This window comes from Limisphaera ngatamarikiensis, assembly GCF_011044775.1.
Classification (GTDB): Bacteria; Verrucomicrobiota; Verrucomicrobiia; order Limisphaerales; family Limisphaeraceae; genus Limisphaera; species Limisphaera ngatamarikiensis.
This window is the reverse complement of the sequence record NZ_JAAKYA010000072.1, coordinates 31,229-50,064: the sequence shown is the minus strand read 5'-3', so window position 1 is coordinate 50,064 and position 18,836 is coordinate 31,229. Positions and strand designations below refer to the sequence as shown.

Annotated in this window: 17 protein-coding genes; 14 read left to right on the top strand and 3 right to left on the bottom strand. The window is 66.2% G+C overall.

Annotation, left to right across the window (positions count from 1 at the left end):
• The first annotated feature begins 5 nt into the window (after positions 1-5).
• Genes G4L39_RS15165 through G4L39_RS10570 form a run of 6 tightly spaced genes read left to right on the top strand, consistent with a single transcriptional unit; the run spans position 6 to position 4,595 of the window.
• Positions 6-170 (top strand): ABC transporter permease, encoded by a 165-nt coding sequence (locus G4L39_RS15165; RefSeq protein ID WP_343203334.1) that lies wholly within the window; start codon positions 6-8, stop codon positions 168-170.
• On the top strand, positions 167-913 hold the full coding sequence (locus G4L39_RS10590) for an ABC transporter ATP-binding protein (protein WP_165108081.1): 747 nt from the start codon (positions 167-169) through the stop codon (positions 911-913). The genes G4L39_RS15165 and G4L39_RS10590 overlap by 4 nt, the downstream gene beginning before the upstream one ends.
• Before the next feature lie 3 nt (positions 914-916).
• Positions 917-1,912 carry an MlaD family protein gene (locus G4L39_RS10585; protein WP_165108079.1) on the top strand — a complete coding sequence of 332 codons (996 nt, stop codon included), beginning with the start codon at positions 917-919 and terminating at the stop codon, positions 1,910-1,912.
• Positions 1,913-1,918: 6 nt separating this feature from the next.
• Positions 1,919-2,953, top strand: a complete 1,035-nt coding sequence (locus G4L39_RS10580) for a PIN/TRAM domain-containing protein (RefSeq protein WP_165108077.1) — start codon at positions 1,919-1,921, stop codon at positions 2,951-2,953.
• Between the two features lie 15 nt (positions 2,954-2,968).
• Positions 2,969-3,208: a hypothetical protein gene (locus G4L39_RS10575; protein ID WP_165108075.1), complete on the top strand. Its 240-nt coding sequence runs from the start codon at positions 2,969-2,971 to the stop codon at positions 3,206-3,208.
• Positions 3,192-4,595 (top strand): FAD-binding oxidoreductase, encoded by a 1,404-nt coding sequence (locus G4L39_RS10570; protein WP_165108074.1) that lies wholly within the window; start codon positions 3,192-3,194, stop codon positions 4,593-4,595. Before G4L39_RS10575 ends, G4L39_RS10570 begins: the two co-directional genes overlap by 17 nt.
• Before the next feature lie 33 nt (positions 4,596-4,628).
• Here G4L39_RS10570 and G4L39_RS10565 read toward each other — a convergent pair whose 3' ends face one another.
• Together G4L39_RS10565 and G4L39_RS10560 are read right to left on the bottom strand one after the other, a co-directional pair.
• Positions 4,629-5,570, bottom strand: coding sequence for a DNA-3-methyladenine glycosylase family protein (locus tag G4L39_RS10565; protein WP_165108073.1), 942 nt, complete (start codon positions 5,568-5,570; stop codon positions 4,629-4,631).
• Positions 5,548-7,782 carry a glycosyltransferase family 39 protein gene (locus G4L39_RS10560; protein ID WP_165108072.1) on the bottom strand — a complete coding sequence of 745 codons (2,235 nt, stop codon included), beginning with the start codon at positions 7,780-7,782 and terminating at the stop codon, positions 5,548-5,550. The genes G4L39_RS10565 and G4L39_RS10560 overlap by 23 nt, the downstream gene beginning before the upstream one ends.
• Positions 7,783-7,896: 114 nt before the next feature.
• Here G4L39_RS10560 and G4L39_RS10555 point away from each other — a divergent pair, with 114 nt between their 5' ends.
• The 8 genes from G4L39_RS10555 to G4L39_RS10520 all read left to right on the top strand — a co-directional run bounded on the left by G4L39_RS10555 (position 7,897) and on the right by G4L39_RS10520 (position 15,365).
• On the top strand, positions 7,897-8,775 hold the full coding sequence (locus tag G4L39_RS10555; RefSeq protein WP_240893937.1) for a YicC/YloC family endoribonuclease: 879 nt from the start codon (positions 7,897-7,899) through the stop codon (positions 8,773-8,775).
• Positions 8,772-9,479, top strand: a complete 708-nt coding sequence (gene gmk, locus G4L39_RS10550) for a guanylate kinase (RefSeq protein WP_165108071.1) — start codon at positions 8,772-8,774, stop codon at positions 9,477-9,479. Before G4L39_RS10555 ends, gmk begins: the two co-directional genes overlap by 4 nt.
• A gap of 101 nt (positions 9,480-9,580) precedes the next feature.
• Positions 9,581-10,162, top strand: a complete 582-nt coding sequence (locus G4L39_RS10545) for a flavoprotein (RefSeq protein WP_165108070.1) — start codon at positions 9,581-9,583, stop codon at positions 10,160-10,162.
• Positions 10,159-11,805 carry a sensor histidine kinase gene (locus G4L39_RS10540; protein ID WP_165108069.1) on the top strand — a complete coding sequence of 549 codons (1,647 nt, stop codon included), beginning with the start codon at positions 10,159-10,161 and terminating at the stop codon, positions 11,803-11,805. The genes G4L39_RS10545 and G4L39_RS10540 overlap by 4 nt, the downstream gene beginning before the upstream one ends.
• A 99-nt stretch (positions 11,806-11,904) precedes the next feature.
• A complete protein-coding gene (locus G4L39_RS10535) occupies positions 11,905-13,344 on the top strand; it encodes a sigma-54-dependent transcriptional regulator (protein WP_165108068.1) in 1,440 nt (479 codons plus the stop codon).
• Positions 13,341-13,853, top strand: coding sequence for a hypothetical protein (locus tag G4L39_RS10530; protein ID WP_165108034.1), 513 nt, complete (start codon positions 13,341-13,343; stop codon positions 13,851-13,853). Before G4L39_RS10535 ends, G4L39_RS10530 begins: the two co-directional genes overlap by 4 nt.
• 12 nt (positions 13,854-13,865) lie before the next feature.
• Positions 13,866-14,735 carry a presqualene diphosphate synthase HpnD gene (gene hpnD / locus G4L39_RS10525; RefSeq protein WP_165108067.1) on the top strand — a complete coding sequence of 290 codons (870 nt, stop codon included), beginning with the start codon at positions 13,866-13,868 and terminating at the stop codon, positions 14,733-14,735.
• Positions 14,736-14,831: 96 nt separating this feature from the next.
• A complete protein-coding gene (locus G4L39_RS10520) occupies positions 14,832-15,365 on the top strand; it encodes a ribonuclease H-like domain-containing protein (protein ID WP_165108066.1) in 534 nt (177 codons plus the stop codon).
• 110 nt (positions 15,366-15,475) lie between these two features.
• On the opposite strand, the gene G4L39_RS10515 is transcribed toward G4L39_RS10520, so the two are convergent.
• Positions 15,476-18,766: a family 78 glycoside hydrolase catalytic domain gene (locus tag G4L39_RS10515; RefSeq protein WP_165108064.1), complete on the bottom strand. Its 3,291-nt coding sequence runs from the start codon at positions 18,764-18,766 to the stop codon at positions 15,476-15,478.
• Positions 18,767-18,836 lie beyond the last annotated feature (70 nt).

The following is an 18,836-nucleotide window of genomic DNA, read 5'->3' as shown; positions in this document are numbered from 1 at the left end:
GGATTGTGGCGTTGGTGGGCTGTTACAAGGGACTGAATTGCGGGTTGGGGGCCGAGGGGGTGGGGCGGGCCACGACCGAGGCGGTGGTGGTGGCGTCGATTTCGATTCTGGTGGCCAACTTTTTCCTGACCCTGGGGTTGACCCCGTTGTTGACCGCCCTTGGGTTATGATCGAGGTGCGCGGTTTGACCAAGCGGTTCGGGTCGCAGACGGTTCTGGAGGGGATTGATCTGCGGATCGAGCGGGGTGAGTCGCTGGTGATCATGGGCCGCAGCGGCTGCGGCAAGAGTGTGCTGTTGAAGCATCTCATCGGGTTGCTGCAACCGGACGAGGGTTCGGTGATCGTGGACGGGCAGGACATCACGCGGATGGACGAGCGCCGGTTGCTGGAGGTGCGGCGGAAGTTCGGGATGCTGTTTCAGAGTGCGGCCCTGTTTGATTCGCTGAGCGTGGCGGAGAATGTGGCGTTTGCGTTCCGGAACCGTCGGGATCTGACGCCCGGGGAGATCGCGCGGCGGGTGGCGGAGGCGCTGGAGCTGGTGGACCTGCCCGGGATCGAGAACAAGCGGCCGGCGGAGTTGTCCGGCGGGATGCGCAAGCGGGTGGGGCTGGCCCGGGCGATTGTGTACCGGCCCGAGATCCTATTGTACGACGAACCGACCAGCGGGCTGGACCCGATCGTGTCGGATTCCATTGACCAGCTGATCATCCGGATCCGGGATCATTTGCGGGTGACCAGTGTGGTGGTGACCCACGACATGCGGAGTGCGCGGCGGGTGGGGCACCGGGCCGCGCTGTTGCACGAGAAACGGATTTACGCGGTGGGGCCCACGGAGGCGATCTTTGCCTCGACCGACCCGGTGATCCGGCGTTTCATAGACGGCGTGTCGGATCCGAAGCATCCCGACTTTTGAGCCATGGAGAACCGGTCCCTGGAATGGAAGGTGGGCGCGTTTGTGGCGGTGGGGTTGGTGTTGCTGGCGCTCCTGTTGGTGAGCTTCAGCAAGGGTGTTACCCGGTTTGCGCGCACGTACGAGCTTTATTTGCGGACCACGGATGTGGGCGGCATCAAAAAGGGCGCCTCGGTTTTGATGGCCGGGTATCCGGTGGGTAACGTGGTCGGACTGACGCTGGACCCGGAGACCGGCGTGGTGCGGCTGCGGCTGGAGATTCTGCAGCAGTACCGCATTCGCACCAATGCGGTGTTTGTGATCGAGCAGAGCGGCTTTCTCGGAGACCGGTACGTGGCGATTTATCCGGGAACCAACGGCCCGGCGCGGTATTTCGAGCCGGGGGAGGAGGCGGAATGCCCTCCGCCGTTCAACCTGCAACAGACGGCACGGGATGCCGCGGGGTTCATTCAGCGGTTGGACCAAACCGCACGGCGGTTGGACGCGGCCATTGCCGACATCCGGCGCCTGGTGTTGAACGAGCCGACCCTGGTGCAGGTTTCGAACACGCTGGAGCAGCTGGGCACGTTTTCGACGCGGGCGGCCCGGGCCATGGACCGGGTGGACCGGCTGCTGGAGACGCAAACGCCCGCGGTGGAGACGGCATTGAGCAACCTGAACTTTGCCACGGCCGAGTTTGGCCGGTTCACCCACGAACTGAACCGGACCCTGGAGGCTCACACCAACGAGTTGGATCTGATTCTGGAGCGGTTGAAGTCGGTGAGCGCCCAGGCGGATGCGATCCTGCAGGATTTGCGGGCCGGGCGGGGTGTGGCGGGCCGATTGTTGGCCGATGAGGGCCTGGCGCGGCATGTGGAGGAGATTGCGGCCAACCTTGCGGTGACCACCAGCAATTTGAACCGGCTGGGATTGTGGCGGTTGTTGTGGAAGCCGCGATCGGAGCCGGCGCGTGGAACGACCAACCGGGAGGTGCTTCGTGCGCCCCATCATCCGTATCCCTGATTGGCCATGACGATTTGGGTGATCCGCATTTTCTTCCTGGGACTGTGTGGAGCGGCCGGCTGGGCCGTGGGCCAGTTGCGTCCCGAGTATGCCGGGCAGGCCTGGTGGGGTGTGGTGGCGGGATTCGGCTTCGGCGGTCTGATGATCGCGGTGGATGAGATGCTGAAGGGCTTTTCCCTGCGCGCATTTTCCGCTGTGACGTTCGGGTTGATCCTGGGGATGGTGGTGGCGCAGTTGATTGATCATTCCGGCTTGTTCGACACCACCGATCCGGGCACGCGCTGGCTGGTGCGGTTGGGGTTGTTTCTGGCCTTCGGGTACATTGGGATGGTGCTGGCGATGCGCAGCAACAAGGAGGACTTTTCGCTGATCATCCCATACGTGCGGTTTGTGCCGCGGGGCTCTTCGGATTCATGGATCGTGCTGGACACCAGCGCGATCATTGACGGCCGGATCGTCGAGTTGCTGGAGTCGAATTTTCTGCAGGGCACGGTGGTGGTGCCGCGGTTTGTTTTGCGGGAGTTGCATCAATTGGCCGATTCGGCCGATCCCGGCAAACGCGCCCGGGGACAGCGCGGTTTGGAGATGCTGAATCGCATCCAGAAGGCAAAACGCAACGAGGTGCGGGTGCACGAGGCGGATTACCCGGATGAGGCCGGGGTGGACGGGAAACTGATCCGACTGGCGCGGAATCTCGGGGCGCGGCTTTTCACCAATGACGCGAACCTGGCGCGGGTGGCCGGGCTGCAGGGCGTGACCTGTGTGAACCTGCACGAACTGGCGCGGTGTTTGCGCACGGTCTTGTTACCGGGCGAGGTGATCCGGCTGCGGATTGTGCGGGAGGGCAGGGAACGGGATCAGGGCGTGGGTTATCTGCCGGACGGTACGATGGTGGTGGTCAACGGCGGTCGGCCGTTCATTGGCCGGGAGGTGGAGGTGCGGGTGGAAAGCTCCTTGCAGACCGGGGCCGGGGTGATGATCTTTGCCGAGCTGGCAGGGTCCGCTGACCGGCCGGGTCCGGGCGCGTCCGCCTCCTCCTGAATGTAGGAGGCATGTATGAGGCTGGTGACCGTGGGACGGTTTTTTCAACCCGCCCAGGCGCAGTTGTTGCGTGCGCGCCTGGACGCCGCGGGGTTTCATCCTCACGTCATGCATGAGACGGCTGCCCTGGCGCTGGAGGGTTATTCGATGGCGGCCGGCGGGATCCTGGTCCAGGTGCCGGAGAGCGAAGCCGATGAAGTCCGAAGTTTCCTCGAAGGTTCGGAGCCGGCGGGCGGGAATGAATCCGTCGGCTGAATGGGTGCGCCGGTTGGAGCGGTTGTTGCCGGCGGGGGAGGTGCGCCGCGACGATGCGGCGCTGGAGGCGCATGCGACGGACAAGTGGTTTGTGGTGCACCGGCCGGACGTGGTGGTGCTGGCGCGCAGCACCGACACGGTGGTGCGCACGATGCGCTTTGCCCATGAACACGGCATTCCCGTGACGGCGCGCGGGGCCGGTCATGGTTATGTGGGTGGGTGCGTGCCGGTACAGGGCGGCATCGTGCTCTCGCTGGCCCGGATGAACCGGATTCGAGAGATTCATCCGCGGGATTTTGTGGCGGTGGTGCAGGCGGGTGTGGTGACGGCGCGCCTGCAGGAGGAGGTGGAGAAGCGCGGGTTGTTTTATCCGCCGGATCCGGCCAGTCGGGCGGACAACACCATCGGCGGCAACATCATCACCAATGCGGGAGGGCCGCGCTGCCTCAAGTACGGTGTGACGCGCGATTATGTACTGGGGTTGGAGGTGGTGCTGGCGGACGGGACGGTCCTGCGGCTGGGCGGCCGCACGCACAAGAACAAAACCGGTTTTGATCTGCACCGGTTGTTTGTGGGGTCGGAGGGTCTGCTGGGGGTGGTGACCGAGGCGACGTTGAAGCTGCTGCCGTTGCCGCCCTATCGGGCGAACCTGGCGGTGGGATTCTCCCGGATGCGAGATGCGGTGGGCGCCCTGCACCGGATTTTGGAGGCGGGGTATTTGCCTTCGGCGTTGGAACTGGCCGACTCGTTTACCCTGGAGGCGGCTTATCGTCGGACCGGCAGCGAACGGCTGCGCGGTTGCCGGGCGATGCTCATCGTTGAGCTGGACGGTCAGGAACGATCGGTTCGGAGCGAAATCCGCCACGTGCGGGAATTGATCCGGCTCCATCGGCCGCGGTCGGTGCAGGTGGGGCTGGGGCCGGAGGCGTGTGAGGAGGTTTGGCAGATTCGGCGGGAGTTTTCCTATGCGCTGCGGGATACGGGCCTGACCAAGTTGAACGAGGACATCGTGGTGCCGCGGAGCCGGCTGGAGGATTTGTTCGATTTCGCGGCCCGGCTGCAAAAGAAGTACGGGATTGCCGTGGCATGTTTCGGCCATGCGGGGGATGGCAACATCCACACCAATCTGATGGTCGATTTCGGGCAGCCGGGGATGCGGGAGAAGGCGGAGGCTGCGCTGGACGAGTTGTTCCGTCAGGTGTTGGCATGGGGCGGTGCCATCACGGGCGAGCATGGCATCGGCCTGGCCAAACAGCGGTGGTGGCCGCTGGCGGTGCCGCCCGAGGTGCGGGAACTGCACCGGCGCATCAAAGCTCTCCTGGATCCGAAGGGCATTCTCAACCCGGGGAAATTCCTGGATGTGGACGGGGCTGGCGGCGACCGTTGACCCGGCGCGGTCCCGGCGGGGGTGCCGTTCCGTTCACCCGCTCGGCGGGTTGTGGAGGTGGGCCTCACGTGGGCGATCCGTCATGCGGCGGTCGTGGAAGAGGTATTGTTGGGCGTACCCGGCGTAGGGGCCGAAACGGCTTCGGCCAAATTCCGCCAGGGTTTCCTCGGACACGCGCCGGCCCCGGAAGTAGCGCTCGCGCATGACCCGGGCGATCCAGGTGTCCACCGGGAACGCTTCCAGAAACCCCAGGCCGAACAGGCAGACACAGTCGGCGATTTTCGGGCCTACTCCGGGCAGGTTCATGAGGGCGGCGCGGGCTTCGGGGTAGGTGCGCCGGGGCAGTTCGTCCAAGGGGCACCGGCCCTGGTCGACGGCCCGGGCCGCGGCCAGCAGATAAGGGGCGCGGAATCCGGCTCCACAGGCGCGGAGTTCGGCTTCCGTGGCGGCGGCGATTCGTCCGGGGGGCGGGAACGAATACAGTGTCGGCAGGCCCTCGAGGGCGGGCAAGGGGTCGCCCCAACGGCGGCAGAGGCGTTCGATCACCTGTTGGATTTGCTCGATGCGTTTGCAGCTGGAGAGGAGGAACGAGGCCAGGCATTCCCACGCCGGCTGACGCAGCAGTCGCAGTCCGTGCCATTGGGCGCGGGCGCGGTGGAGGTGGGGATCGTCGGGAAATGTGGCCCAGATGGCGGGCAGCGGGGCATGGAGTTGGAGGTAGTTTTCGAGCCATGCCCAGTCCGGGACGGGTTCGGGCACGCGGGCCTGCAGGAGGGTTCCGTTCTGGACGAGTTCCACGGGTTTCCCGTCCGCCACGCCCCACCAGCGCGGGCCGTGTCGTTGCCAGCGGAAGGCCTGTCCGCACTGCAGTGTCAGGTCCAGGCGGTAATCATGAATGCGCCAGACCTTGCGGGTGGTCGGCGTATCCGGGAGCGGCAGGGGCGGACGTGACTCAGCGCAGGTTCCGGCAGGCATAGATCTGGACCCACTGTTGGGGTTGGCCCTTCCACACGGCCGGAAACACCCCCAGGCTGACGACCTGTTCGAACTGTTCCAGTAACACGGGTGGTGGATCCCGCGGTTCGGGTGCATGCCAGCGCCCTTGGGGGTCGGTGGGGTTTTTCAGCCAGTCGCGGATTCGGACGTTGGATTTGAGGCGTTGGACGAAGATGGCGGAGGCGCCTTTGCGGTTTTCATAGCCGGGCCAGAACCAGAACTGGTTTTTGGGACGCGGCGTGGTCAGGCAGAAGACGATGGGCTGGTCGGGCAGGGCGGCGCGGGCTTCGGGCAGGTAGAAGGTCATGAGGCTGGTGATACCGTAGTGGTCGCCGATGAGGAGGACCGGCCGGCCCTCGGCCTGGAGTTCGGCGCGGGCGCGGGCGGCCAGTTCGGCGGTCTCCTTCCAGCCGCGCACGCGGTGGTGCGGGTCCATGTTGATGGGCAGGACGATGCCGGTGGCACGGGTGATGAGACGACTGTCGTGCATGGGCAGCAGGATGAGCAAACCGAGGGCCAGTCCCGCTCCGAAGGCCCGCCGGTGCCAGGGTTGCCATGCCGGCCGCCGCAGGTGCCAGAAAACGGCTGTCATTGCAAGCAGGGGCAGGATCGAGGGGGCAATCCAGTTCAGCATCACCCGGGAATGGAGGGTCCATGCGAGATAAACGAGGAAGACCGGGGCGCCCATGCTGAAGAGGTAGAGCAGGCGCGGTTCCCTGCGGTAATGCCGGAACAAGCCCGCCACGGCCAATCCCATGGCACCGAACCAGACCGGATTCCACAACACGGTTTCGCCGGCGAGGAATTCGGCGAGGTAGCGCAGGGTAAACCGCCAGGGTTGGCCCACGTTGGCGTCTTCGGCCACGTGCCGGATGGTGACCCAATCGTGCTGCCAGTTCCAGAGGAGCGGGGGGGTCAAACAGAGGAGATTGACGAGGAGTGCGAGGTGGGGACCGGGCCGGCGCAGGTGGATGCGTGCCGGTGGCCAGAGCAGGAACCAGAGTCCCCAGCTCAGCCACTGCATGAGTGCGGTGTACTTGCTGAGGCTGCCCAGGCCCATCCAGAGGCCGACCCAGAGCCAGTCGCGGGTTGAGGCCCCGGGTTGTGTGGCGCGCCAGCCGGCGATCATGGCCAGGGTCCAGAACAGGACGTTCCAGGGGTCCACCGTCATGAGTGTACTGCCCACGGCCAGCAGGGGCGTGGTGGCGATCATGAGCAGAAAGAGGACCGCCCCCCGGGCACCGATCCAGCCGGCCAGGAAGCGGAGGAGGCTCAGACCCAGAACGGCCCCGATCAGGGGTGCAAAGAAACGCACGCCGAACTGCGTGTCGCCCCAGAGACGGGTGGTGATCCAGTGTCCCCAGGCGATGAGCGGCGGTTTGCTGTAGTAACCGATGTCGGGTCGCTTGGACCAGAGCCACTGGTAGGCTTCGTCCTCGGAGAGCTGGATGATGTCACTGGCCACGTACGCCCAGCGGCCCACCAGCAACAGCGCAATGAGCAGGCAGCCGGCGCGGAGCCAGTGGGATTCCTCCTGTTGCCTGGTGGTTTCCGCGGTTGTGGGGGTGGCGTCGGCCACGGGTTGGGGTGGCCAGGGCGGAACGATTCGGGGACACCGTGCATGCCAGAGAGGGAACCAGCGTCGGCCGGCGCGTTGCCAGAGCTCGTTGAGGGCGACGGTGCCGGCCAGTGCGTAACCGCTGCCCAGGATGGCGCCGGCCAGCACGTCGGAGGGGTAATGCACGCCGTTGTAGACGCGGGAGTAGGCGACGGCAACGGCCATGGGCAGCATGAACCGCCAACTGCGGCGGTAATACAGGGCCAGGATGGTGGTGGCGGCAAACCAGTTGAAGGCATGGCCGGAGGGCATGCTTTTGCCGCGGTTTTGGCCGCTGCCGGTTCGGGGTTCGACCCCTTCCAGGGCGGCGTAGGGGCGGGGGCGACCGACGGCTTTTTTGATGGTGTTGCAGACCAGGCCGTCGCCGGCCGGCAACAGCAGCAGCAGCATGAGCAGGCAGAGTCGGGCGCGCCTGCCCCCGCGCCAGAGCATGAAGGCGGCCAGCGTCAGGACCGCCGGATAAAACAGGGGGTGCCCGCTGAGGATGGGCATCAGACGGTCGAACAGCGGGTTTTGCCACTGGTCGTGGATGAGTCGGAACAGGGCGATGTCCAGCGCCAGCAAGCCTTCCATGTTGCGGGGAATCTAGCCGATTTGAGGGGCGTCGAAAGGGCAAAACCGTGGGCACAAAACCGCATTTGGATTCCGGATTCGACAAGGCGGTGCGGGGTCGGCATGCTGCGGGGCATGCAGTCCATGACCGGACATGGACGGGGCGTATGCCAGCGATATGGCCTCCGGATCACGGTGGAGCTGAACTCGGTGAATCGCAAACAGGCCGAGATCCTGTTGACGTTGCCCCGGGATCTGGAGGTGTTGGAAGGCCCGATGCGCGAGTGGATCGGCCGGCATATTGAGCGCGGCCGCGTCCAGGGTCGTGTGCTGGTTGAGTATCTGAATGCGGCGTGGGTGGCGCCGCGTTTGGAGCCGGCGGTGGCGGCGGCGTGGGTGACGGAGCTGCGGCGGCTGGCGCGTCGGTTGGGGATTTCGGACGAGGTGACCCTGGAGCATTTGCTGCGGGTGCCGGGTCTGTTTCAGTCGAACGGTCCGCAGGTGCCGTGGGAGAAGCTCTGGCCGGTGGCCCGGGCGGCTCTGGACCGTGCACTGGCCGGGCTGTTGCGGATGCGGAAGCGGGAGGGGGCCCATTTGGAGAAGGACCTGGCACGCCGGATTGAGCGGATGCGCCGTGCGGTGGCGCGGATTCGGGCGCGGGCACCCCGGGCGGTGGAGCGGTACCGGAAACAATTGTTGCAACGGATTCGGGAGGCCGGGTTGTCGGGCGTGACCGATCAGGATGAGCGCCTGATGAAGGAGGTGGTCCTGTTTGCGGAGCGGACGGACATCACGGAGGAGCTGACCCGGCTGGAGAGCCACTTCAAGCAGTTCGAGCAGTGCCGGCGGAGCCGGCAACCGGTGGGGCGGACGTTGGACTTTTTGGCGCAGGAGATGTATCGCGAGGTGAACACGCTGGGCGTCAAGGCGAACGACGCCCGGATCAGTCGTGAAGTGGTCCGGCTGAAGACGGAGCTGGACCGGTTTCGCGAGCAGGTGCAGAACGTCGAATGAACGGCACGAGCAGGGCATTTTCGGGTGAACCGGAGCGGGAGACGTTCCGCGGGGTGGAGGGTGCCGACCGGCCTGACGGGGGCGCGGCGGAGGGTTGTGGGAACGTGTTGTTGTTGTTGTCGGCGCCGTCGGGGGCGGGCAAGACCACGCTGTGCCAGGAGCTGCTGAAACGCCGGCCGGGCCTGAGTCGGGTGGTGACCTGCACCACGCGGCCGCCGCGGCCGGGGGAACGGGACGGGGTCGATTACCACTTTTTGGATCCGGAGACGTACGCGCGGAAGGTGGCGGCCGGGGAATTCCTCGAGCACGCCACGGTGTACGGGTACGGGTACGGGACGTTGCGGCGGGAGGTGGTGGACCGGCTGCGGTCGGGATCGGATGTGTTGTTGAACGTGGATGTGCAGGGGGCGGCGGCGATCCGGGCCCGGGCGCAGGAGGATCCGATTTTGCGGCGGGCGCTGGTGACGGTGTTTCTGACGCCGCCGTCCATGGAGGTGCTGGAGGGTCGGCTTCGGCGGCGGGGTACGGATTCCGAGGAGGTGATTCAGCGGCGGCTGGCCATGGCCAGAACCGAAATTGCCCGCTGGCACGAATTCGATTATCTGATTCTCAGTGGGAGCATCGCCGAGGACGTGACCCGGTTGGAGACGATTCTGGAGGCGGAGAAGATGCGGGTGTTTCGGCAGAGGGCTCCGATGTTTTGACGGGCCCGGCGCCCCGGGAGGGGCTGCGGACGGTTCCGGGTTCTGTCGAAGGCGGGTCGAGAGGGACGCCGGGGACAACCCGGCCGGGGACGATGAAGCGCATGGGCAACATCATTCTGGGTGTCACCGGTTCGATTGCGGCGCATCGGGCGGTGGATCTGTGCAGTTTGCTGGTCAGGGCCGGCTGCGAGGTTCGCGTGGTGTTGACGGCGGATGCGCGTCGGTTTGTGACGGAGGTGCCGTTTCAGACACTGTCGCGGCACGCGGTGGTGACGGACCTTTATGACACAGTCGAAGGCTGGCAGCCCACGCACATCCAGTGGGCGGATTGGGCGGAGCTGCTGTTGATTGCTCCGGCCACGGCGCACACGCTGGCGCGGTTGGCGCACGGGTTGGCGGACGATGCGTTGACCTGCATGGCGCTGGCGTTACGGCCGGAGACACCGGTGATTGTGGCGCCGGCGATGAACGGCAAGATGTGGCTGCATCCGGCCACGCAGGCGAATGTGGAGGTGCTGCGTCGGCGGGGTGTGGAATTCATCGGGCCGGACACGGGTTTGCTGGCCTGCGGCTATGAGGGGATCGGCCGGTTGTGGCCGATTGATCAGATCGCGGCGCATGTATTGGCGCGGTTGGGGAGCGGATCGGCCGGGTCCGGCCCGTCCGCGCCCGCGGTGGCATGAAGGGGATCCGATCGTGGTTGGCGCGGTTGGTCCGCTTGCTGGAGGCACCGGCGGCACAGGCGGTGCAGCAGGACCGGCGCGTGCAGCGGTTGCAGCGGGAGGTGGTGTTGCCGGCCAAGCTGGTGGTGCTGGCGGCGGTGTACCATTACATGTTGGGGGCGCCGTGGGCCGAGCAACCGGATTCCTCGTTCGGCGTGGTGTTGGAGGCGCTGCGGGAGTTTTTCTTCGTTTACGTCGGGTTGAACCTGGTTGGCTGGGCGGTGTTGCTGGGGGTGCGCCGGTTTCCGCCGGGGACGGTGCAGTGGATTTCGTTCGTGTTGGGGTTTGCCGACGGGTTGTTTTTGGGCGGGTTGACGGTTCTGACCGGCGGCTTTGACAGCGTGTTGTACTGGGTTTTCCCGGCCCTGATCGTACTGAACTCGATCTGCATTCCGCTGGCCACGCCCCAGCTGGTGTTGAATCTGCTGCTGAGCGGGTTTTTCCTGCTGGCCGGGCTGGTGGAGCCGGGGCTGCGCAGTCAGGAACTGTCCGTGCCCCAACTGCCGCCGCGTGCGCAGCGAAAGCCCATCCCGCCCATCCGGCCGTTGGATCTGCCGGATCCGTATGCGGTGGCGGCCCGGCTGCAGCAGGGCAACGACACGCTGGGCCGGTTGTTGTGGCAGCGGCTTTCCGAGGCGGCGCGGGAGCGGATTCGCGAACTGGCGCATGTGCCGGGGCAGGAGGAGTTGCTGCGGCAGGTGCTGGCTGATGAGCTGAACCGGTTGTTGCCGCTGTCGCGGTATGTGGTGCAACCGGAGGAGGTGACGGAGGTGCCGGGTGAGCCGTTCCTGTTGCGGCTGGTGATCCTGTGGCTGCTGACGTTCTGCTGTTACGGTGTGCAGGTTCTGGCCGCGCGCCAACGTCAGGTGGAGGAGGAGGCCAAGGAATTTGCGGCGCGTTCGGCCCAGTTGCATGCGGCGGGGCGGTTGGCGGCGGAATTTGCCCATCAGATCAAGAACCCGTTGGCGATCATCAACAACGCGGCCTTCACGCTCCGGCGCCGGGTGGGGGCCGATCCGGCGGCGGCTTCCAGTCTGGAACTGATCCAGGAGGAGGTGGAGAAGGCCGACCGCATCATCACCCAGGTCATGGGTTATGCGGAGCTGAGCGAGGGCCGCGTGGAGAAGGTGCCGGTTCGCGAGGCCATCGAGCGGGCTGTGCGGCGGGTGTTTCCACCGGGGCTCGACACCGGCATCCGGGTTGAACTGGAGTTGCGCGAGCCGCTACCCGTGTTGCTGATGCAGCGGCGGCATTTTGACGATGTGCTGGTGAACCTGCTTCAGAATGCCCGGGATGTGCTGGACGGGCGAGGGGAGGTGAAGGTGAGTGCGCGTTGTGTTTCCGACACCGTGCTGGAGGTGGTGGTGAGCGACAACGGACCCGGTATTCCGGCGGACAAACTGGAGCGGATTTTCGAGCCGTACTTCACCATGCGGCCCAAGGGGACCGGTCTGGGCCTGGCGATTGTGAAGCACAACACGGAGTTGTACGGGGGACGGGTGCGCGTGGAGTCGGAGCTTGGAAAAGGGGCCCGGTTCACCGTAACGTTCCCCATCCGGGCCATGGACGGAGCCCCATCGAACGGGGCCGGGTTTGCGGCTTGAGGAGGTGGGGACGGGTTGCGCAAAGAGGTTTGGATGAGGCCCCCGGAAGCGGCCCGGTCGGGCGGGGGCCCGACGTTGAGGACGGATGAGCCGTAGGGCATGAAACCGGCACTGCCACCCTTGTTGATCGTAGACGACGAGCCCAACTTGCGGCGCTCGTTGCGTGCGTTGCTGGAGCCGGAGGGATACGAGGTTGTGGACGTGGAATCGGCCGAGCAGGCGCTGCCGCTGTTGGCGGAGGAGGAGTTTTTCCTGGTGATCACCGACGTGCGGCTGGGCGGGATGAACGGTTACGATTTCCTCACCCGGGTGCGGCAGCGGTGGCCGCATGTGCCCGTGCTCATGATCACCGCCTACGCCACGCCCAAGCAGGCGGTCCAGGCCATTCGCGCGGGGGCCTTTGATTACCTGCCCAAGCCTTTTGCACCGGAGGAGCTGCTGCATGCGGTGGAACGCTGCGCCGAGCACTGGCGGCTGAAGCAGGAGAACCAGCGACTCCGGACGCAGGTGGGGGTGGTGACGGATCTGTCGCAGATCGTGGGCGAGTGTCCCAGGATCCGAGAATTGCGCCAGATGATTCAGACGGTGGCCGCCACGGACGCGCGGGTGTTGATCCTGGGCGAGAGCGGCACCGGCAAGGAGTTGGTGGCGGGTGCCCTGCACGGTTTGAGCCGGCGGCGTGAGGCGGCCTACGTGCGCATCAACTGCGCGGCCATTCCGGACACGCTGCTGGAGAGCGAATTGTTCGGACACGAAAAGGGCGCGTTCACCGGGGCGGTTCGGCAAAAGCCGGGCCGGGTGGAGGAGGCCGACGGCGGGACGCTGTTCCTGGACGAGATTGCCGACATGAGCCGGCCTTTGCAGGCCAAGTTGCTGCGGTTCCTGGAGGACGGCACGTTCACCCGGGTGGGTGGCACCCAGGAACTGCGGGTGAACGTGCGGGTGATCGCGGCCACGAACCGGGACATTGTCCGGGCCATTCACGAGGGCCAGTTCCGCGAGGATTTGTTTCATCGTCTGAACGTGGTCCAGTTCCGGCTGCCGCCGCTGCGCGAGCGGGGGGATGATGTGCTGCTGTTGGCCGAACATTTTCTGAGGCAGTTCAACCAGACGCTGGGTCGCAACATTCGAGGGTTCACGCCCGCCGCGCGGAAGAAGTTGTTGTCCCATTACTGGCCGGGCAATGTGCGGGAGCTCCGGAACGTGATCGAGCGGGCGTTGATCCTGGAGACGACCTCGGAGATCCAGGCGACCAGCCTGCCGGACTTTGAACTGGAGGCGCGGCTGCATGCGCGGGGCGGGTCCGAGGAGCTGCCGTCGTTGCCCGCGCCGGGTCAGACCCTGGACGACCTGCTGGCGGCGTACGAAAAGCGGTTGATTCTGGCCATCCTGGAGCAGTGTCAGTATAACATCGGTCGGGCGGCCGAGCGTTTGGGGCTCAGCCGGCACGCGCTGCGGTATCGCATGCAACGGCTCAACATCCAATCCGACACGGATACCGAACCCGCGTCCGCGGATTCGTCGGCTTCCTCGCCATGAACCTTTCGGATTTGTCTGCGTTGTTTCTGGCTTCGACACCCCTGGTTCCGGCGCCCACGGTGGTGCCTGCTCCGCCGCGGTGGGGCACGCAGTTGAGGGATTTTCTGCCCATTTTGCTGGTGGTGATGGCCCTGACGTTGATTCTGGTGGTGTGGCTGACCATCGTGCGGACCCGGCGTCGGCGCCGTCGGCTGGGTTCTCAGGAGGGGGTGACCCTGGTTCGGTATCGTTCGCCCAAGCTGGAAGACACGGGGCTGCTTTCGTTGTTCAAGCCGCGGCGGCGCCGGCGCCGCAAACATCGGTATCATCATCGGAATCCCACCCTGGCGGAGACGGGCGGGCTGCCGCCCATCCGGCAGCCGGCCGGCGGTGCGACGCCCTCGTCCCCTGCGGGTTCGGTTGCGGCGTCCCCGTCTTCCGGTTCGGCTCCCGGCCCGGGCACGACACCGCCTCCTGCCACGCCGCCGCCCGGCGGCCCGGCGCCGTCGGGGACCAACACGGGTTCCTGATCCGTGCCGGGCATGCAAGAGAGCCGGCGAATCACCCAGCGCAGTGCGTCGAACCTGGCCCTGGCGTTTTGCCTGTTGCCGGCCACCACCCGCGACGACATGGCCACCCTGTACGCGTTTTGCCGGGAGGTGGACGACGTGGCGGATGCACCCGGGCTGAGCGTCGAGGAACAGCGGGCGCGGCTGGCTTTGTGGCGGGAGGACCTGCACCGGGCCTACGCGGGCCGGACACCGCACCTGCCGGTCTGCCGCGAACTGCAGCCGGTCATTCAATGGTATCGGCTGCCGTTGGAGTTGTTCGAGGAGTTGCTGTGCGGGGTCGCAATGGACCTGGAAATCCGGCGTTATGAGACCTGGGACGAACTGGATCTGTATTGTTACCGTGTGGCCTCGGTGGTCGGTTTGCTGAGCCTGCCGATTTTCGGGTGTGGCGATCCCGCCTCCCGGGACTATGCGGTGGCACTGGGCCGCGCCCTGCAGTTGACGAACATCCTGCGGGACGTCCGCACTGATGCCCTGCGGGACCGGATTTATTTGCCGCGGGAGGTTTTGCGTGCGCACGGGGTGCGGGAGGAGGAGATTCTGGAGGGCCGGTACACACCGGCCTATGCCGGGGCGGCGCGGACGGTGGCGCGGCGGGCCCGACGCCACTACCGGGAGGCGCGGGACCGGTTGCCCGAGGCCGACCGACGCGCGCTGATTGCGGCGGAGTTGATGGGCGCGGTGTATTGGCGGTTGTTGCTCCGGCTGGAGCGGCGCGGGTTCAACGTGTTTGAGGGTGCGCCGGTGCGCGTCCCGCGGTGGCAAAAGGCTCTCCTGGTGTTCCTGACCTGGTACCGGCAGGCCCGGGGCGTGTCATGCTCGGATTACGGTTGGGACTGAAAGGCATTTGCGGCGGGTTTATCCCGGTTGCGTTCCGCATCGAGCGGGGCTCCGGTCTTGCCACCCGCACCCCGCGTCGGTTTCATCCTGCCCACCGTGAAGAACATCGTCTATTTCGATCTCGAAACGCAGAAGTCGGCCGGTGAAGTGGGCGGTTGGGGCCAGATCAGCCGCATGGGGATGAGCATTGGGGTGACCTACAGCACGGCGCGCGGCCGTTATGAGATTTATACCGAGAGCGATGTGGACGCGCTGATCCGGGACCTGCAACGGGCGGATCTGGTGGTGGGTTTCAACATTCTGCGGTTCGATTACGAGGTGCTCCACGGGTACACGGCGCTGGATCTGCGGCAGTTGCCCACGCTGGATCTGCTGGTGAGCCTGCAGGAGCATTTGCAGCACCGGCCATCCCTGGATGCCCTGGTCTCGGCGACCTTTGGCGTGGAGAAGACCGCCGAGGGGATGCAGGCGCTGGAATGGTACAAGCAGGGCCGGCTGTTGGAGATTGCGGAGTACTGCTGCTACGACGTGAAGTTGACGCGGATGCTGCACGAGTACGGCCGGGAACATGGCCACGTGTACTACCGGAACCGGCTGGGCCGCACGATCCGCATTCCGGTTTCGTGGTGAGCAGGTTTCGATTGTCGGGTGCGTCCTGGGGCTGGGCAAAGCGCAGCAGGGTTCTCAGGGGAAATGGGCGGCTGCGGGGCGGGCGGCCGGGTTTTATCGGCCCGGGGGTGTCAGGGCCGATCAGGGTTGGCAGTCGTGAGCGGACATTCGAAGCGGTACCTGCCGCTGCCGATTTCATAGCGGGTACGACCCGCGGCGGGCTCAAGGAGCCGGACTCCGTGGGCCATGGAGGCGGGTTTGCCTGATTCGCGGACCCGGGCGGGATCGGTTTCGGGCAGGGCGACCTCGGCGGTTACGTTGGGCGGTACTTCGACGTCCAGTTGGAATTGGCCGGCCCGGCGCTCCCATCGCACGCGCAACCAGCCGCGGGGCGACCGGTGTTCGGCCCGGGCCCAGGTGAGGTGGCCGACCGGCTGGGGAGCGATGATCCAGCGGGCTCCGCCCGGGACTGCGGGGTCACGGCGCAGGCCCGCCAGATGTTCCATGAACCATTGCTGGATGTGGCCGAGCATGCAGTGGTTCATGGAGGCGCCGGTGTCGGCGTCCCACGCCTCGGGCAACGTGGTCCAGCCGTTGCGGACGATGAAGCCGTAGCTGCCGAGATTGGTACGGCTGACGATGGCAAGGATGGTGTCGTGACAGTTGTGGTCGGCGAGGGCCTGGAGGAGGTAGGAAAAGCCGACGTCGCCGGCGGTTTGCTGGTGGTTGCGGGCCCGCAGGTCATCGAGAAGACGGCCCAGGACGGCCGCGGTTCGGGATTCGGGGACCAGGCCAAGGGCCAGGGCCATGCCGTGGGCGCATTGGGGACTGCCGGAGCTGCGGTATTCGTCGCGGCCGTTGAACCATTGCTGGTTGAAGGCGTGTCGGATGCGCTCGGACAGTGCGCTGTAGTGCTCCGCGGCGCGGGTTTGGCCCAGCACGCGGGCGGCGTCAGCCACGGTTCGGGCGCAACGGTAGAAGGTGGCCATGGCGGTGAGCTCGGGGGGCGTGAACTGGGACGGGCCCCGGGTTTCCGTGCCGTAATCGTACCAGTCGCCGAGGCCGGCCATGGGGACGAGGTTGGTGGAGGTGTGCTCGAGAAAATCGGTGAAACGGCGCATGGTTTCGAACTGTTCGCTGAGGATGGCCCGGTCGCCGTACCACTGATGGAGCTGCCAGGGGATGATCACGGCGGCTGCGCCCCATTCCGGCGTGTAATCGAAGGGCCCGCTGAAACGCGGGTACCAGGGGGCCACGGTGGGCACGCGTCCGTCGGGCTGCTGCGCGTCGGCACAATCGCGGGCGATCTTGCGATAGAAGGTTCGCAGGTCGTACCGGCCGGCGATGGATGGGCCCATGAGATAGGGGACCTCGAGCCAGCCGAGTTTTTCGCGGTGGGGACAATCGGTGAGCACGTGGGACAGGTTGGCCTGCACGGCTCGCTCGATGATGCGGTCGATCTGGTTGAGCAAGGGATCCGAACATTCGAAGCTTCCGATGCGGGAGGCGTCGTTGCGAATGTGCACGGAGACGAGTTCCTCGATCACCGGCAGTCCACGCGGATTGGGATGACCTTTGGGGACGGCCCCGACGACTTCGAGATATTGGAAGCCGGAGTAGGTGAACCGGGGTTGCCAGGTTTCGAACCAGTCGCCGCGGAGGGTGTACTGCCAGTAGTTGGGTCGGCCCACGCCGGCCTGGTTGACCCGGCCGCGACCGTCGTTGCGGCGGGGGCTGGCGCCGTGTCGCTGCTCGGCCGGCGTGAGGCGGAGGGTCTGGCCGGGCGCGCCGCGAACGCGGAGGCGGGGGATGGCGGAGGCGTTCTGGCCAAAATCGAAAACAAACACGCCGGGCTCGGGTTCATCCACACGCACGGGTCTGAAGGTCTCCTGTTCCCGGAGGGGCGGTGCAAAAGCGGCGCGCAGGCGGCCGCCGGGTGGAGGCATTACGACTGCAGCTGACCAGTCGCGGTCGTCAAAGCCGGGCTTGGCCCAGTTCACCGGTTCGAGTCGCGCGTCGAAGTCCTCCCCGCCGAGGACGGCGCAGTGGGTGATGGGGCCCGGAGCGGTTTTCCACTGGTCATCAGTGGTCAGGATTTCCTCGCTGCCGTCCTGGTACCAGAGATGGGCCTGCAACCAGAGTCGGAGCGGGTGGCGGGTGTTCACGCCGTGGACTCGGCGGTCCCCGAGCGTGTTGTAGAAACCCTTGCCGAGCATGACGCCCAGGGCATGACGGCCCGGTCGCAACAACGCGGTGACGTCATGGGTCACGTAGTGGAGGGTTTTGTTGTAGTCGGTCCATGGCGGGTCGAGGAAATGATCTCCGACGGGGCGCCCGTCGAGGTAGAGCAGGTGTTGGCCAAGGCCGCACACGTGGATCAGGGCGCGTTGGACCGGCTTGCGCACGGTGAACTCCCGTCGAAACAGGGGCAGTGGTTGCTGGGCCTGGACGCTGCGGCCCCAGGGCTCCATTCCGAAGGGCCCAAGTTCGAGGGCCTCAACCCAGGGCGGGGCGTGATCCGGGTTTGCCGGGGACGCTCCGGCGCCGGCGGCCTGGCATTCCCAAGACCGGTTGACGGGGATCTCCAGCCGGGTGCCCTGGTCCAGGGTCAGCAGGATGCGTCCCGTCCAACCCGCCGGGCCCGGCTCGCGGTTTTCCACGGTTACCGAGATGAGGTTGGTGCCGGGTTGCAGGCGGTCCAGCAGATCCACGAAATGGACGATGTCGCTGCGGCTGAGGTGTGTGAGCCGTCGGCCGTTGACGTGGATGGTGGCGGGCCCGTTCACCGCCAGCAGGAAAGTTGCCTGGACGGGACGAGCGTCCGGGGGGAGGATCAAGGTCTTGCGGAAAGTGGCCGAGCCGGCGGGGGCGTGTCGGAGCGGATCGCCCTCGGGGTGCCAGATCCACCGGCAACCGTCCAGAGGGTGGGTTTTGGTGGGTGGTGCGCCGATCCACTTTGCCCGAAGGTCGACCGGATTCAGGAGGCCCATGGTCCAACGGGCCGGCTGGCTCCATGGGGAGACCCGACCGCTTTCGTCCCAGACACGCACGCGCCAGTAACAATCGGCGTGGGAGGTGAGAGGTCGGCCGGCGTACGGGATCTGGTTCTGCTCGGTCGATTCCACCCGGCCGGAATCCCAGAGGTCCGGCGTGCCGCGGCGGAGCAGGGCGGGCGAAGAGGCGACCTGGATTTGCCATGCGCTCTCGCGGGCGCCGCGCCGGGTATCGGCGAGTTCCCAGCTCAGTCGCGGCCGTGGTTCATCCACGGCCAGGGGATTGATCTGGTCTTCGCAACGGAGTTCGACGGGTGTCAGGGCCGCAAGTCGGGTGGCGAACGGGAAAAGCAGAGCGAGAGCAAGGCCGGTGTACAGGGTTGCAGTGGGACGATGTCGGGCTGCAAAAGGCTGGAGGTGGAACCGCATGGCCCCGAGGTTAGCCCGTGAACGGGCGTGCCGTCCAGCCGGGGACAAGGGGAGCGGGTTTGCCGGGTTG